This window comes from Pseudomonas fluorescens (genome assembly GCF_001708445.1).
Taxonomy (GTDB): domain Bacteria; phylum Pseudomonadota; class Gammaproteobacteria; order Pseudomonadales; family Pseudomonadaceae; genus Aquipseudomonas; species Aquipseudomonas gorinensis.
Window position 1 is genome coordinate 3,766,513 of the sequence record NZ_CP015637.1, and the last position, 15,579, is coordinate 3,782,091.

Sequence of the window (15,579 nt, forward strand, 5' to 3'; positions counted from 1 at the left end):
TTCGGCCCTGCCTCCCAGGGACGGTAAGCGACGGACAGAGGGATGGGTCATGGCGCAAACGCTGTTCAAACTGTTCTTTACCCAGCGTCTGGCCGCCCTGGCCAGTACCGAGTCATTGCGTGCGATCCGCGAGGGGCTGTTGTGGATCCTGCCGTGCCTGCTGGTGTCGGCCGCCTTTCTGATCCTGTCCGAATGCGCTCGCGTGCTGGGGTTCGCCCCGTCGTTGGTGACCTTCCTGGCGGGGCTGCATAACCAGATCAGCTCGGTGATCCCGCTATTGGTGGCGGCCTCCATCGGTTACATGCTTGCCATTCAATATCGGCTGCCACAGTTGCCCGTCGCCTTCCTGTGCCTGGCCCACGTGGTGGTGGCGACCTTTATCCTGCGTGATTACCCGCGCACCTCGGCCACCTTCGTACTGTTTATCGCGATTGCTTCGCCGCTGCTCAATGTGCCCGCGATCGCCTGGCTGCATCGCTATCGCTGGACCCGCCTGGTCAACGAGGACCTGGTGGCCCACAACCTCAGGGGCACCATCAATATGGTGATGCCGGGCGCAATCACCTCACTGGCCTTGGTGGTGGTGCTGTCGATGCTGTTGCAGATTCCCTATGTGGCAGAGCTTCAGGGGCCGTAGGTGATCGATGCGCTGGAATCACCCTACGGCAGCGGTTTGTTCGTGACCCTGATGAATTCGCTGTTGTGGTTTTTCGGCATTCACGGTGTGTACGCGATGCAGCCGTTGTTCGATGTGCTGGACCAGGCGGTGGTGCTGAACCATGCCGCCTTGGCCGCCGGAGAGCCGATCAAGTACCTGCTCAACAGTGGCCTGCTGGGCAGTTTCGCCTTTATCGGCGGCTCGGGCGGGGCGTTGTGCCTGTTGGTGGCGATCCTGCTGTTTTCCCGGAGCCAGTCCATGCGCCTGTTGGCAATAGCCAGCTTGCCGTTGTCGTTGTTCAACGTCAGCGAAGTGCTGCTGTTTGGTTTGCCGATTATCCTCAACCCGCGCTTGTTCATTCCGTTCCTGCTGGTGCCGGCTTTCAATGCGATGGTGGCGCTGACCGTGGTGCAGCTCGGCTGGGTGTCGCCCGCCGTGGTCAGCGTGCCATTTACCGCGCCGGTGCTGTTCAATGCCTACCTCAGCACCCACGGCGATCTGGCCGCGGTGGTGCTGCAAGTCGCCCTGCTGGTGATCGGCACCCTGATCTACGCGCCCTATGTGCGCGCGATCCATCGTCAGCCCACCGAAGGCGGTACGGTGTACCTCAAGTCGTTGGACATGACCTTTCGCGGCCTCGAAGAAAAAGGCCGCCTGCTGGAGTTGGACCCGGTGCTCGCGTCCCACAAGCTGCTGGCGCGCCAGGCCAACGAACTGAGCCGCATCCAGCAGATCAGCGATTATGAGTTCTACCTCGAGTTCCAGCCCCAGGTCTCGACCCGCACCGGCCTGTGTACCGGCTGTGAAGCCTTGATGCGCGCCCGGGATGCCCAGGGTACCGTGCATTCGCCCTGGGAATTTCTGCAATGGCTGGCCCAGGCGCGACTGATGCCGGATGTGGATGTGTGGGTGGCGTCCCAGGCCGTGCGTGAGTACCAGAAGTGGCAGAAAATCGGTTTTGCCTTGCCGATGACGATCAATATTTCCAGCGCCACCCTGACGGATGCTGCCTATGGCGAACGCCTGGTGGAAATACTGGCCCAGGCCCACGGGCAGGTGTCGGTGGAAATCACCGAAGACGCGTTGGTCAGTGATATCCAGGTCACGCGCCAGACCCTCCAGAAACTGCAAGCCATCGGCGCCAAGATCTATATCGATGACTTTGGCACCGGGTATTCCGCCTTGAGTTACCTGCACCAGTTTCCGGTGGACTTCATCAAGATCGACCGCAGTTTTGTGGTCGCCCAGCACGAGCCCAAGGGCGCCCAGGTGCTGACCGGCCTGTTGCGCTTTTGCGAGGCGTTGAACCTCGGAGTGGTGGTCGAAGGCGTGGAGACCGCCGAGCAGTTGGCCTTCCTGAACTCAGGCAATGAGCTGATTATCCAGGGCTGGTATTTCAGCAAGGCGCTGCCAGGCGATCAATTGCAAGGCTTTGTGCGCAATCGCGCCAGCCTGGCCGAGGCCTAGGCCGACTCGTAGCCACCACCGGTCCGGGCGATCTCTTCGAGCAACCCGTCTATGCCCGCCAGGCGTGCGCGGTTGTCGTGGTCCCAGGGGTGAAAGCCGGGTTTGAAGTAATGCAGCCACGGTCGCAGCATCCTTGGGAACACCCCCTTGGGACCGTAGAGAAACTTGAGCATGCGCCAGACCCCCTTTAAATGCCCTCCGGCCTTGCGGTCGGCAATCAGCAAGCGTACGTGGAAATCAAACACCACCAGCCAGAAGAGCAGGGTGGTGGTGAGCATGGTCCCGGTGCGCAACAGATAGCGCAGTGGCCCGGGCTTGACCACGGTGTTCCACACATCGAACGCCACGGCCTTGTGCTCGGTTTCTTCCAGGGCGTGCCAGTACCACATCTGCTGGTAGCCCTTGTGTGAGTCGCCAAAGCGCGACGGGTCGCTGAGCAGTATTTCCGCGAGCATCGCGGTGTAGTGCTCCAGGGCGATGGTTACCGCCAGGTTGAAAGACGGCGGCAGGTGTTTTTTCTGCAGGTCGAGGATGAATTTCAGACGTCGGTCCAGGGTGTGCGCCGGCAGCCCCGCCGCTTGCAGCAAATCGTTATAGGCCACGTGTTCGCGGCTGTGCATGGCTTCCTGGCCGATAAAACCCTGGATCTCTTTCTTCAACTGCGGGTCATGGATGTGCGCGCGGTAGTGGCGCACGCTGTCCATGAAAAACAGCTCTCCTTGGGGAAACAGCAGCGACAGGGCATTGAAGAAGTGCGTGATGAACGGGCCTTGCTCATGCCAGTTCTTGATGCGTTCAGCCGGTAAGGCAAAGCGGATATCGCGACGGATAGGCAGCATGGTGCGTCCTCCTGTTCAGAGACGGGATTCGTCGTTGGTTTCAAGCATCGGCCTGCGTGGTTTGGGCGCCATGCGTCTGCTGGCGAGCACTACCAAGGCCTGATAGGCCGCCGGCAGGCAGCGCGCGAGCAGGTCGAGGCAATACGCGTCGCGGCCGATCAGCACGCGGCGCTTGTTCTTGCGCACACCTTGCAGGATCACCTTGGCGGCCTGATCGGCGTCGGTAATGAACAGCTTCTCGAAGTCGGCACGGGCCTGCTGTTCGCTGTGGATCAAAAAGCCGGTCATGTTCGCGTCGATACGGCTGCTGCGGCAGATATCGGTGCGAATGCCGCCTGGGTGTACACAGGTGGCCGAGACGCCGCACCGTTGCAAATCGAGCTCCTGGCGCAGGGCTTCGGTAAAGCCGCGCACGGCGAATTTGGTCGCGTTGTAGCCGCTCATGCCGGGCTGGGCAAACAGGCCGAAGACGCTGGAGGTGTTGATCACATGGCCGTCGCCGCTGGCCTTGAGGTAGGGCAAAAATGCCTTGGTGCCATGCACCACGCCCCAGAAGTTGATGCCGACGATCCATTCCAGGTCGGCATAGTCCACGCCTTCGACGGTGCTCGAAAGCGCCACGCCGGCATTATTGAAGATCAGGTTGACCTGGCCATGGTCGGCCGCACAGCGCGCGGCCCAGTCTTCCATGGCCTGGCGGTCGGACACATCCAGCACCTGGGTGGTGACGGTCACCGGCGACAGGGGCGAGGTCTTGATCAAGGCCAGGGTCTGCTCCAGTCCCTGGCTATTCTTGTCCGCCAGCGCCAGGTGACAGCCTTCCCTGGCCAGGGCCAGGGCCAATGCGCGGCCCATACCCGACGCCGCGCCGGTAATCGCCGCTACGCGGCCGTTGAATGACTTCATGACAGGCTCCTTTCGACACCGGCATTGGGTGCGGCTATCGCGCGCGGTGGTGCGTTGACCGGCGCCAGGCCGACGACATAGTCCTTGAGCGCAAAGTGCCGGGTGACCTGCTTGAAGCGCCAGGTCGAACCGGGCCACAGCGTGGTGTTCTTGCCGGTACGGGGATCGAGATACCAGCTGCGGCAACCGCCGGTATTCCAGATGGTGCGCTTGAGCCTGGCCTGCAGTTGCTGGTTGTAGGTGTGCTCCACGGCGGGTTTGACGTCGACCGTGGCGATGCGGTGTCGCTGCATGTGCTTGAGCGCATCGAGGATGTAGGCGACCTGGGCCTCGATCATCAGAATCATCGAGTTATGCCCCAGCCCGGTGTTGGGCCCGATGATCAGGAACAGGTTCGGATAGCCCGGCACCGTGGTGCCTTTATAGGCATGTGCGCCATCGCGCCAGGCATCCATCAGGTCGACGCCGTCGCGGCCGATGATGCAATCGCGGGGCAGCGGGTCGGTGGCCTGGAAGCCAGTGCCGAAGATCAGGCAATCGGCGGGGTGTTTTTTACCGTCGGCGGTGATCACGCCATCGGCTTCGATGCGCAGCACACTCTCGGTCACCACCTCGACATTGCTGCGTGACAGCGCCGGGTAATAGTCGTTGGAGATCAGCACGCGCTTGCAGCCGATGGTGTAGTCCGGGGTCAGGGCCTTGCGCAGGGAAGGGCGGGCCACTTGTTTGTGCAGGTGGCGCAGGGCGATTTTCTGCACCATCTTCATCAGCCGTGGGTGCAGGGCAAAGCCCACCACGCGACCTTCCAGCGCCCAGTAAAAAGCACCGCGTACCAGGCGCTGGGTGAAAGGCAGGTGCTTGAAGGCCCAGCGTTCGGCGCGAGAAATCGGTCGGTCGGGCTTGGGCATGATCCACGGCGGGGTGCGTTGGAACAGGTCCAGATGGGCCACCTGTGGCGCGATCTGCGGCACGAACTGAATGGCACTGGCGCCCGTGCCGATCACCGCCACGCGCTTGCCCTTCAAGAGGTAGTCGTGGTCCCACTGCTGGGAGTGGAAGCGCTTGCCCTTGAAACTCTCCAGCCCCGGAATATCCGGCAGCGCCGGGCGCGACAGCGCCCCCATGCCCGATATCAGCACCCGCGCGCTGACCTGGCGCCCGTCACTGAAACGCAGTTGCCAGCGTTGCTGCTGCTCATCGAACACGGCGCGTTGCAGGCCCATGTTGAAGCGCAGGTACGGCATCAGCTCGAATCGCCGGGCGCATTGCTCCAGGTAAGCGCGGATTTCCGTTTGCGGCGCGAATTGGCGCGTCCAGTCAGGGTTGGGCGCAAACGAAAACGAGTAGACATGGGACTGCACATCGCAGGCGCACCCTGGGTAGTGGTTGTCGCGCCACGTGCCGCCGAGCGTCTCGGCCTGCTCGGCGATAAAGAAGTCGGTCAGGCCGGCCTCCTTGAGCTGGATGGCCATGCACAGGCCGGCGAAGCCTGAACCGATGATGGCGATGTCGATGGATTCGCTGTGGGCATTCATAGGCAGTCCTTCATGGGCATCGAATGTGCTCCTGTTTTTTGTTTTGTCTTTTAGATAGAACACCATTGCAAAGGAAAATTGAATTATTTATTTTAAAAAAGATTTTAAATAATCTACCTGAAAATATCGCCTACGCTAGTCCCTGGCTCCTTATGTGCGACCTGTCCGACGGACGCGAGGGTATGCACGAAGTTTAGGTCCCGGGTGTGGACGATGGCTGAGGCCTTGATCAATACCGGTCGGGCGGTCGGCAGCAGGGAAGCAGAGGACCGAGCTATGGCTGTTGAATGGGTTATCGCTGCGGGTGTGCTGGTCGGTGCGAGCGCCGTGTTATGGGGGTTCAGTACCTGGATGACACGGCGCATCGAAACAGCTGTTCCAGGCAATGGGCGTTTCGTCGATGTCGAGGGCGAGCGCTTTCACTATTACGAGGAGGGCGAAGGCCCACCGCTGGTCATGATTCACGGGCTGATGGGCAGCAGTCGCAACCTGACCTATGCCTTGTCCGGCCGATTGCGTGAGCACTTCAGGGTGATCACCCTCGACCGCCCGGGGTCGGGTTATTCCACCCGTCACACCGGTACGCCCGCCGACCTGCCGGCCCAGGCCCGGCAAATCGCCGCCTTTATCAATACGCTGGGCCTGGACAAACCGCTGGTGCTGGGGCATTCCCTCGGCGGTGCGATTGCCCTGGCGCTGGCCCTTGACCACCCCCATGCGGTATCGGGGTTGATTCTGGTGGCGCCGCTGACCCATCCCCAACGTTTGTTGCCACTGGTGTTCCTGTCATTGGCGGTGCGCCCGGCGTGGTTGCGACGCTGGATGGCGCATACCCTGACCATGCCCGTCGGCCTGCTGACCAAAGGCTCGGTGGTCAAAGGCGTGTTCGCCCCTGATGCCGCTCCAGACGATTTCGCCACGCGCGGTGGCGGCTTGCTCGGCATGCGCCCTGACAACTTCTATGCCGCCTCCACCGAGATCAACCTGGTCAACCAGCACTTGCCGGACATGGTCAAGCGCTACCCGCAACTGACCCTGCCCATCGGCCTGATCTACGGCGCACAGGACAAGGTGCTGGACTTTCAAAAACACGGCCAGGCCCTGGCCAGCAAGGTGCCGGGGCTTAAGCTGCAAGTGGTGGAGGGGCGCGGACACATGTTGCCAATCACGGCCGCCGAGCGTGTGGCCGTGCTGGTGGAGCAGGTTGCCAAGCGCGTGCGACCGGCGCAAAACGCCACGCTGTTGCATCCGCCATTTGCCCTGGCTAGTAAATAATTGGTTACCCGACTTGCGGTTCAACGGCGTCAATTGCCTGGCCTAGACACCTGACTAAACAGCTGAAAAAGAGACTGATCGGTCACGGAAAAAAGCGCTCGAGAAACTAGTTGACGACCTAACGATTCCGCGCTATTTATTTAAAAAAATTATTTCAATGTCTAATTTGAAACAATTTTTGAAATGCCTAAGAGCGAATAAAATAATGAAAAAAACGTCTTTTATCGCATGGTTGGTTTTTCGGGGCAGTCAGCGCTCCGTGAACCTGTTTGTCGCCCCATTCGTTTGCCTGCCCACCGACTGCATTCGGAGGCTGCCATGAACCAGGCCCTGGCAGCTCCAAGCATCTGGACCGACGGCAAGCGCCACCTGTGGTGGCTCGGCATCATGCCGCTGGCAACCCCCTTGCTCTCCGGCGCTCTCGCCATCACCACCGGCGTACAACAATTGTGGTGGGTCGGCGTACTGGTGATTTTTGGCCTGATCCCGTTGATCGACGGCCTGCTCGGTGAAGACGTCAGCAACCCGCCCGAGTCCGCCGTCAGCCACCTTGAGTCCCAAGGCTACTACCGCTGGATCGTCTACACCGGTGTGCTGTTTGTCATCGCTTCGGTGGTCATCACCGGCTGGCTGGCCGCTGGCGGTATCGACTGGATCATCAACGGCGGCCTGCTGCACGCCACCGCCACACTGGACCCTTCGAGCTGGATGGCACAGGCCGCTGCGTATATCACCGAGCGCACCCAGCTTCACGGTCAGATCAGCGTATTCACTTACCTGGGCATGGCCATGTCCACGGGAGCTGCCACCGGCATTGCGATCAACACCGCGCATGAACTGGGGCACAAGCCCAAGCCGTTGGAAGTGTTCCTGGCCAAGGTCACGCTGGCCCCTACGTTCTATGGGCACTTCTACACCGAACACAACCGCGGCCATCACGTACGTGTCGCTACCCCGGAAGACCCCGCCAGCTCCCGCCTGGGTGAGAGCTTCTGGGCCTTTCTGCCGCGCTCGGTGTGGTTCAGCGCCCGCTCGGCGTGGAACCTGGAGCGCGAGCGCCTGCGCAAACTCGGCCTGCCGGCCTGGCATTGGAAAAATGGTGTGCTCAGTGCCTGGATGTACAGCGTGGTGCTGTGGGGCGCGATGATCGCCTGGTTGGGTTGGGCAGTGGTGCCATTCCTGATCATCCAGGGCATCTACGGCTTCTCGTTGCTGGAAGTGGTGAACTATGTCGAACACTACGGCCTTAAACGCCAGAAGTTGCCCAACGGTCGTTATGAGCGTTGCTCGCCACGGCATTCCTGGAACAGTAATCGAATTGTCACCAATATCTTTTTGTTCCAGTTGCAACGGCATTCCGATCACCATGCCAACCCCACGCGTAGTTATCAGTCGTTGCGTCACTTCGATGAATCGCCGCAACTACCCTACGGTTACGCGAGCATGATTGTCTGGGCCTATGTACCTTACTTATGGCGACGACGGATGGATCATCGTGTGCTGAATCATTATGGCGGTGATATCACGCTGACCAATCTTCAACCTTCACAGCGTTTGAAGTACTTGGAAAAGTACAGCGGCACGACCCAGTCATTTTGATCTGAAGTAGTACGTTATTTACGGCGTTCGTGATCTGTGTATTGCGCAGGTTGCTATCGCCCTGGTGTTACCGATTTTATGGCAAGCAAGTTGTTTGACCCGAACAAAAATAATTTCAAGGGAAGGACGTACACCATGCAAGCACCTGCCAAGTTCACCACGCATATCGTATTGGCTGCGTTGGGTTTGATTGTCTATCAACAGGCCCAGGCCGCACGTATCGAACCGGCCGGCAGCGCCTTTACTGCCCAGGGCCCGATCAGCTTTTCCAAGGGCGCGCTGATCAGCGCCGACTGCACCATCAAAGTCGCCGGTAAGGTTGCCGCCGATGGGACGTCGGTGAATGTCGATAAAGTTGAATTCGATGGCGGCCTCAAGTGCAGCCGGGTCGAAGCCATCAACTTGCCGTGGGTATTAATTGCCAAGGACGCAAAAAGCGGCTCGATGTCGAAGATCCGCGTAGATGTGCACGCCTTCGGCCTGGGCGGCAAGTGCGGCCCTTCCACGGCCGACGGCACCTGGGATAACGCCACCGGAAAGTTGGAAGCAGCCAATGTTCCGATTGGCGAAGACTGCAAGATCAAGACGGTGTCGATCAAGATGCCACCGAACTTCAAAGTGGTTGAGTAGTGGTTGGATGTTGTAGCGGTAATTGAATTGAGATTTGGCTGGAAAGGGAAGTTCTGCAGTTTCACCGTGACCTCTCGTTCATGGCCATTACCCCGGGCGAAATGAATTCGCCATAACATGTGAGGAAAAACAATGAAAAGCTTGAAAACCCTCGTTTGTGTAACGTCTTTTGCTCTCAGTTTCGGTGCAGCATCGATGGCCAGTGCGGCATCGATCGTTCCGAATGGACCGTTCACCAACTTGACCGGCTCCATTACCGTACTTTCGCCTTCTTCGTCCGCCCCTGTTACTTGCACCCTTACTGCGAGCGGCACTGTTGCAGGTGGTGTGGCGACTATTTCAAGCGCTAGTTTCACTGGTGGCATTCTGTGTCCACTGGCGCAACTGAAAAGTCTCCCTACCCCAGGTTGGGTGTTGACCGCTACTAGCCTCAGCGCCGGTACCCTGTCCAATGTGGGCTACGTGATCAATGGTGCTCCTCCGCTGATTCCTCGGTCGGACTGCGGCCCTACCAGCATTGCTGTGACCTGGAATCAATCCACCCACGTTCTTGGCGCAACCAATCAAACCCTGCTTGGTCAGGGAACCGGCAACTGCACTATTCAATCGCTGACTGTTAACGCACCAGGCCTGACCGTTCAATAACTCGTTGGGTTAGAACCAGGGGCTGATCACCCGCTGTAGGCAGGTGCCTCGAAAGGGGCACCTGTTTGAAGTAAATAAGGCGACACCCGTAGCATCTTAAAAACGTATCAGCGATATGACGCGCAGGTGCTTCCGCGAGTGCTTGGGTTTTTTAAGACGCTTCCGCAGAGTCGGCCGTTGATAATAATAAGGAGTGCCGCATGAACAATAAGAAACTACAAGTGCAGGTCGCACTGGGGCTGGCGTTGTTGGGTGGAATAGCGGTAACGGTGCCGGTTCAGGCCGGTGGTTTTGCTACTCCGACTGTAGGTGCCGCTGGTTGGGGGCGTGGGTTCGGTGGGGGATCGCTGTTCAAGGGTGATCCAAGTGCGGCTTACAACAACCCTGCGGCAATGGCGTTTATCGATCAAAGCGTTGCGCAGTTCACCATTGACTACGCTCGCATCAATATCAAATACAAAGGTCAGGCCTACGACCTCAATGGTAACCCTCTGGAAAAAACACCTTTGAACCCGGACGGGTCTTTTGGTACGCCTTATTCCCAAGGTGACGGCGGTGAGGGTGGTTTTACCGCCTGGCTGCCTACCGGTTTCATGGTTATACCGATCAATGATCGCTTTGCTTTCGGCCTGAGCCAAGTGGTGCCTCAGGGTATGCGCAGTACCTGGGACGAGGACTGGAAGGGGCGTGATTTTGCCGTCGACACCAAGATCGAAACGGTAGGGCTCACGGGCTCTCTATCGTTCAAGGTCACCGATCGGTTCTCTATTGGTGCAGGGGCAATCGTCCAGCACACTAAAGGCTTCGTCAGCCAGAACATTGACCTGCTGGGGGCGGCGGCCGCCTCGCCAGCGGGCATTCCTTTCCCGTCAGGCGTGGGCAACGCATTGATGCGAGTCAAGGTCGATAACACGTCCGTTGGCTGGTTCACAGGCGTCGTCTGGAAACCCACCGAACGTGACACTCTGGGTTTGAACTACCACGCGAAAATCAAGAACAAGATGGAGGGCAAATACAACATTCGGGCTGATGCTGCGTTGAAAAGCCTGATGACTGATCCCGCGTTGCCCGATGGCACGACACTGGTGGGGGTCTTGTACCCCGGCTTGAGATTGCAACCGGACGGCGCCAACGCCGAGACTCGGCTGGATATCCCGGCGAATGCTTCCTTTGACTGGGTGCATGAAGTCAATGAACGGTTGACCCTGGGCGTCAGTGCGACCTGGACCCAATGGTCATCCTTCAAGGCTCTTACGCTGACATCGGACGGTAACCTGATCGTATCGATTCCCTACAAGTATCGCGATGCCTGGCAGTACTCTTTCGGCGGCGATTACAAGCTCACTGACGACCTGACCTTGCGCAGCGGTGTGTCGTTTGACCAGACCCCCACACGCAACTCAACACGTGATCCGCGTATCCCCGACGGTGACCGGATCTTCGCTTCGCTTGGGTTCGGCTACAACGTAAGAGCCATTCCTGGTTTAAGTGTTGACGCGGCCTACTCGCGGCAGTTTGTACAGGAGGTCAACCTGAAGACACACAATCAAGACCGCCTGGGTGGCTCGCGACTTGATGGAAAATCCGAGGGCAAGGGCGAAGTGGTCAGTGTGTCAGCGACCTATCGGTTCTGACCTAAACGGTGTGACGGCGTCATGAGGTAGTTGGCGCATCCGGCTGCCTCTTCATGTTGTCACTTATCGACGGGTCGCCCATGCGACCCGTTGCGATTTCCTGATGAACAAACCTGAGAGGCTGATCCATTCATCCGCCATTTTTTTTGCCCGTACATTAAATAAAAATTTCAAAACAAAATTTGAATTTATCTTTCCGAGTTTGTAGTGTGGCGTTACGCCGCAGCTCATTTCGATCTGCACCCACGTTTGCCACGCCCTGAATCGAGTCGAGGTATCTCCATGGTTATCTGGTTATTGGTGGGTTTCGCAGCCGCGATTGCCCTGGCGTATCGACAAGCCGCCGCCACCCTGTGGTTGGGCGCTGGCCTGGTCTGGCTGGCGGCGGGTTACCTGTTCAATGTGGTCGCCGCTTTCGGCACCACCGTCGCGGCGGTGCTGGTGGTGGTGCCGGCATTCCTGATGACGATCAAACCCCTGCGCCGTACCCTGTTGACCAGCAAGGCCCTGGGCCTGTTTCGTACGATCATGCCGGCGATGTCCGACACTGAACGCGCGGCGATCGAGTCCGGCACCGTGTGGTGGGACGCCGAGCTGTTCAGCGGCAAGCCCAACTGGCAGCGCCTGTTGCAAGCCGCGCCAGCCAGCTTGAGTGCCGAGGAGCAAGCCTTCCTCGACAATGAAGTCGAAACCCTTTGCGACATCGCCAACGACTGGGAAACCACCCAGGTCTGGCAGGACATGTCCCCCGAAGGCTGGCAGTACACCAAGGACGCCGGCTTCCTCGGCATGATCATTCCCAAGCAGTACGGCGGCAAAGGTTTCTCTCACTATGCGCACTCGCAAGTGGTGATGAAGCTGTCGACGCGCTGCTCGGCGGCGGCGATTTCGGTGATGGTGCCCAACTCCCTGGGCCCGGCGGAGTTGCTGCTGCACTACGGCACCGATGCCCAACGCAATTACTACCTGCCGCGCCTGGCCCGGGGTGAAGATATCCCGTGCTTCGCGCTCACCAGCCCCTATGCCGGTTCCGACGCGGGGGCGATCCCGGACCTGGGCATTGTCTGCAAGGGCCTGCATGAGGGGGAAGAAGTACTGGGTTTCAACGTGACCTGGGACAAGCGCTACATCACCCTGGGGCCCATCGCCACTGTGCTCGGCCTGGCGTTTCGCGCCGAGGACCCGGACGGTTTGCTCGGCGCGCCCGGTTCACTCGGCATCACCTGCGCGTTGATCCCGACCTCCCATCCCGGCGTCAACAGTGGGCGCCGTCACTGGCCGTTGAATGCGGTGTTCCAGAACGGTCCTACCACCGGCAAGGATGTTTTCATTCCTTTGGAGTGGGTCATCGGCGGCCGCGAGCAAGTCGGCAACGGCTGGCGCATGTTGATGGAGTGCCTGGCCGCTGGCCGGGCGATTTCGCTGCCATCGGCCAACGTCGGCCTGGGCAAGGTCGCGGTGCGCGGTACCACCGCGTATGCGGCGATGCGTAAACAGTTCGGCCTGCCCATCGGCAAGTTCGAAGGCGTGCAGGCGCCGCTGGCGCGCATGGCCGGGCATTTGTATGCCTGCGATGCGGTGCGCAAGGTCTCGGTGGCCTCTCTGGACGCGGGCGAGAAACCCTCGGTGATCTCGGCCATCGCCAAGTACCACGTCACCGAGCGCGCGCGGATGATCGTCAACGACGGCATGGATATCGTCGCTGGCAAAGGCATTTGCATGGGCCCGAATAATTTCCTGGCGCGTGCCTACCAGCAAAGCCCCATCGCCATCACGGTGGAGGGCGCGAACATCATGACGCGTTGCCTGATCATCTTTGGCCAGGGCTTGATCCGTTGCCATCCCTACGTGTTCCGCGAGATGGAAGCGGCGCGCAACCCGGATCGGCGCAAGGCGTTGGAAGACTTTGACCGCGCGATGTTTGGCCATGTGAGTTTTGTGCTGGCTAACACGGTACGCGCGGCGGTGAATGCGCTGACGGGCGGCCGGCTGATTTCCGTGCCAGCCAAGACCGACCCGGCGCTGGCGTCCTATTACCGCCAGGCTAATCGGCTGTCGGTGGTGCTGGCATTGATTTCGGATATTTCCATGGGCGTGCTGGGCGGGGCGCTCAAGCGCAAGGAAAGTATCACCGGGCGCCTGGGCGATATCCTGTCGCAGTTGTACATCCTGTCCTGCGTGCTCAAGCGTTTTGAGGACGATGGACGGCCCCAGGCGGACCTGCCGCTGGTGCATTGGTCGGCCCAGGACGCCTTGTTGCGCGCCCATGAAGCCCTGGCCGAAGTGCTGGATAATTACCCATCGAAAGCGGCTGCTGCGGTGCTGCGAGGCTTGACGTTCCCGTTCGGTATCCCGCTGCGCAAACCCTCGGATCACTTGCTGGCCCAGGTCGCCGATGTGGTGCAGACCTCCGGCGAAACCCGCGACCGTTTGTTGGCCAATTCCTACATCCCACGTCCGGAAATCGACAAGCTGGCCTACGGCGAACTCGGCTTCCGCCTGTTGCCGCAGGTGGAATTGATCGACGCTCGACTCAAGCCGGCGATCAAGCAAGGCCTGCTCGAACCGATGCCGATTTCCGCCACGGCCTTTACCGCCTGGCGCGTCAAGGCGCGGGCGCTGGACCTGATCAGCGCTGACGAAGACGCCTTGCTGGCGCGCTATGTGGAATATGCCGACCACGCGATCCAGGTGGATGACTTCCCCCAGGACTTCGGTTTGCTGGAGGCGTTGCAGCAGCGCAGGCAGGCGTTGGAGCCGGCGCCCAAGCGGCGCAGCAGCCAAAGCGAAAACGCCTCGGTCAATTAGGGCAAACCCGGTCAATGTGGGTGGGGGCTGGGTCCAATGCCAGTCAGTTAAGGTTTTTTGTAGGAGCGAGCTTGCTCGCGAAGAACGTCTAAGCAACGCGTTCATTCTGGATAAACGTGGTGGTCCTGAGTTCTTCGCGAGCAAGCTCGCTCCTACATGACTGGCATTAGGGCTTGCCCCCTCCCACATTGGATCGGGTTTACAAGGTCAGAATGTGTTGTGAGTGAATGCGGATATGAGTGACAGCTACCTATCGTTCGTCAATTCCCCCTGGGGCCGGCGCCTGGCCCAGGCGGTGGGCTTGCCTCAGCCCGTGCCGTTGCAGCGCCATCGCAGCGGCCAGCCAGGCCTGGCCAACCCGGTGATCGTCGCCGGGGCAGGGCGGCTTTCCACGCGAGTGCAACAGGTTTTCAGCGCCACCGACACGGTCACCGCCGCGCCGGCGACGCTCAAGGCGCCGTCCACGGTCAAGGTGCAGGGCGCAGTGTTCGATGCCAGCGCTGTGGTCGACCTGAAACAGTTGGATGAGCTGTACGAATTCTTCCACGCCAACGCCAAACGCCTCGGCCAGCACGGTCGGGTGGTGGTGTTGGGCACGGCGCCCGAACACTGCGCGAATCTGCCCCAGGCCATCGCCCAGCGTGCCCTCGAAGGGCTGGTGCGGTCGCTGGCCAAGGAGCTGCGCCGCGCGATCACGGTGCAATTGCTCTATGTGGCGCCAGGTGCGGAGGACGCACTGGACAGCAGCCTGCGTTTCTTCCTGTCGCGCCGCTCGGCCTACGTCTCCGGGCAGGTGGTGCGCCTGGAAAAACCGGTGGACGGCCACCCCAGCGTCAACTGGGATAAACCCTTTGCCGGCCGACGCGCGCTGGTTACCGGGGCTTCCCGTGGCATCGGCCTGGCGATTGTCCAGGTACTGGCCCGCGACGGCGCCCACGTGGTCTGCGTGGACGTGCCCCAGGCACAGGAGTCGTTGCAGCAAGCGGCCGCCAGCGTCGGCGGTTCGGCGTTGCCGTTGGACATCACCAGTGCGGATGCAGGGGCGTTGTTGCAGGCCCATGTCAGTCAGTACGGCGCCTTCGACGTGGTCGTCCACAACGCTGGGATCACCCGCGACAAGACCATCGCCAAGATGACCGAAGCGGCCTGGCGCAGCGTGCTGGCGGTCAACCTGGAAGCGCCGCTGAACCTGAGCAACGCCTTGTTGGAAAACCAGGGGCTGAACCCCGGTGGGCGCATCGTGTGTGTGTCGTCGATCTCCGGGATTGCCGGCAATCTCGGGCAAAGCAACTACGCCACCTCCAAGGCCGGCGTGATCGGCCTGGTACAGGGCCTGGCCCCGAGAGCGGCAGCGCAGCAGATCACGGTCAACGCGGTGGCGCCCGGTTTTATCGAAACACAGATGACCGCGAAGATCCCGCTGATGATCCGCGAAGCCGGGCGGCGCATGAATTCCCTGTCTCAGGGTGGGCAGCCGGTCGATGTGGCCGAAACCATCGCCTGGCTGGCCCATCCTGCCTCGGGTGGGGTCAATGGCCAGGTCGTCCGAGTGTGCGGCCAAAGCCTGCTGGGAGCCTGAGTCC

General features: G+C 60.3%; 10 protein-coding genes and 1 pseudogene. 8 read left to right on the top strand and 3 right to left on the bottom strand.

Annotated elements, in window-relative coordinates; all coding sequences use genetic code 11:
- Window positions 1-49: 49 nt before the first annotated feature.
- Window positions 50-2,125 (top strand): annotated as a pseudogene (locus A7317_RS16550) (PTS sugar transporter subunit IIC/EAL domain-containing protein).
- On the opposite strand, the gene A7317_RS16555 reads toward A7317_RS16550, so the two are convergent.
- The 3 genes from A7317_RS16555 to A7317_RS16565 are packed head-to-tail and all read right to left on the bottom strand — an operon-like array spanning window position 2,122 to window position 5,405.
- Window positions 2,122-2,964 carry a metal-dependent hydrolase gene (locus A7317_RS16555; protein WP_069076352.1) on the bottom strand — a complete coding sequence of 281 codons (843 nt, stop codon included), beginning with the start codon at window positions 2,962-2,964 and terminating at the stop codon, window positions 2,122-2,124. The pseudogene A7317_RS16550 and the gene A7317_RS16555 overlap by 4 nt on opposite strands.
- Window positions 2,965-2,979: 15 nt before the next feature.
- Window positions 2,980-3,870, bottom strand: a complete 891-nt coding sequence (locus tag A7317_RS16560; protein WP_069076353.1) for an SDR family NAD(P)-dependent oxidoreductase — start codon at window positions 3,868-3,870, stop codon at window positions 2,980-2,982.
- Window positions 3,867-5,405: a flavin-containing monooxygenase gene (locus A7317_RS16565; protein ID WP_069076354.1), complete on the bottom strand. Its 1,539-nt coding sequence runs from the start codon at window positions 5,403-5,405 to the stop codon at window positions 3,867-3,869. The genes A7317_RS16560 and A7317_RS16565 overlap by 4 nt, the downstream gene beginning before the upstream one ends.
- 276 nt (window positions 5,406-5,681) lie before the next feature.
- On the opposite strand from A7317_RS16565, the gene A7317_RS16570 reads away from it, so the two are divergent.
- From A7317_RS16570 to A7317_RS16595, 7 genes are all read left to right on the top strand, one after another.
- On the top strand, window positions 5,682-6,680 hold the full coding sequence (locus A7317_RS16570; protein ID WP_069076355.1) for an alpha/beta fold hydrolase: 999 nt from the start codon (window positions 5,682-5,684) through the stop codon (window positions 6,678-6,680).
- 318 nt (window positions 6,681-6,998) lie between these two features.
- Window positions 6,999-8,279 (top strand): alkane 1-monooxygenase, encoded by a 1,281-nt coding sequence (locus A7317_RS16575; RefSeq protein ID WP_069076356.1) that lies wholly within the window; start codon window positions 6,999-7,001, stop codon window positions 8,277-8,279.
- A gap of 135 nt (window positions 8,280-8,414) precedes the next feature.
- On the top strand, window positions 8,415-8,909 hold the full coding sequence (gene praA / locus A7317_RS16580) for an alkane oxidation protein activator PraA (protein WP_069076357.1): 495 nt from the start codon (window positions 8,415-8,417) through the stop codon (window positions 8,907-8,909).
- A gap of 132 nt (window positions 8,910-9,041) precedes the next feature.
- Window positions 9,042-9,554, top strand: coding sequence for an alkane oxidation protein activator PraB (gene praB / locus A7317_RS30085; protein ID WP_081329221.1), 513 nt, complete (start codon window positions 9,042-9,044; stop codon window positions 9,552-9,554).
- Window positions 9,555-9,754: 200 nt separating this feature from the next.
- Window positions 9,755-11,188, top strand: coding sequence for an outer membrane protein transport protein (locus A7317_RS16585; RefSeq protein ID WP_024075931.1), 1,434 nt, complete (start codon window positions 9,755-9,757; stop codon window positions 11,186-11,188).
- Window positions 11,189-11,470: 282 nt separating this feature from the next.
- Window positions 11,471-13,996, top strand: a complete 2,526-nt coding sequence (locus A7317_RS16590) for an acyl-CoA dehydrogenase (RefSeq protein ID WP_069076358.1) — start codon at window positions 11,471-11,473, stop codon at window positions 13,994-13,996.
- A gap of 235 nt (window positions 13,997-14,231) precedes the next feature.
- Window positions 14,232-15,575: a 3-oxoacyl-ACP reductase gene (locus A7317_RS16595; RefSeq protein ID WP_069076359.1), complete on the top strand. Its 1,344-nt coding sequence runs from the start codon at window positions 14,232-14,234 to the stop codon at window positions 15,573-15,575.
- Window positions 15,576-15,579: the final 4 nt, after the last annotated feature.

Coding starts and splice junctions, on each gene's coding strand:
- A7317_RS16555 (WP_069076352.1), bottom strand. CDS start 2,964: ATGCTGCCTATCCGTCGCGATATCCGCTTTGCCTTACCGGCTGAACGC.
- A7317_RS16560 (WP_069076353.1), bottom strand. CDS start 3,870: ATGAAGTCATTCAACGGCCGCGTAGCGGCGATTACCGGCGCGGCGTCG.
- A7317_RS16565 (WP_069076354.1), bottom strand. CDS start 5,405: ATGAATGCCCACAGCGAATCCATCGACATCGCCATCATCGGTTCAGGC.
- A7317_RS16570 (WP_069076355.1), top strand. CDS start 5,682: ATGGCTGTTGAATGGGTTATCGCTGCGGGTGTGCTGGTCGGTGCGAGC.
- A7317_RS16575 (WP_069076356.1), top strand. CDS start 6,999: ATGAACCAGGCCCTGGCAGCTCCAAGCATCTGGACCGACGGCAAGCGC.
- praA (WP_069076357.1), top strand. CDS start 8,415: ATGCAAGCACCTGCCAAGTTCACCACGCATATCGTATTGGCTGCGTTG.
- praB (WP_081329221.1), top strand. CDS start 9,042: ATGAAAAGCTTGAAAACCCTCGTTTGTGTAACGTCTTTTGCTCTCAGT.
- A7317_RS16585 (WP_024075931.1), top strand. CDS start 9,755: ATGAACAATAAGAAACTACAAGTGCAGGTCGCACTGGGGCTGGCGTTG.
- A7317_RS16590 (WP_069076358.1), top strand. CDS start 11,471: ATGGTTATCTGGTTATTGGTGGGTTTCGCAGCCGCGATTGCCCTGGCG.
- A7317_RS16595 (WP_069076359.1), top strand. CDS start 14,232: ATGAGTGACAGCTACCTATCGTTCGTCAATTCCCCCTGGGGCCGGCGC.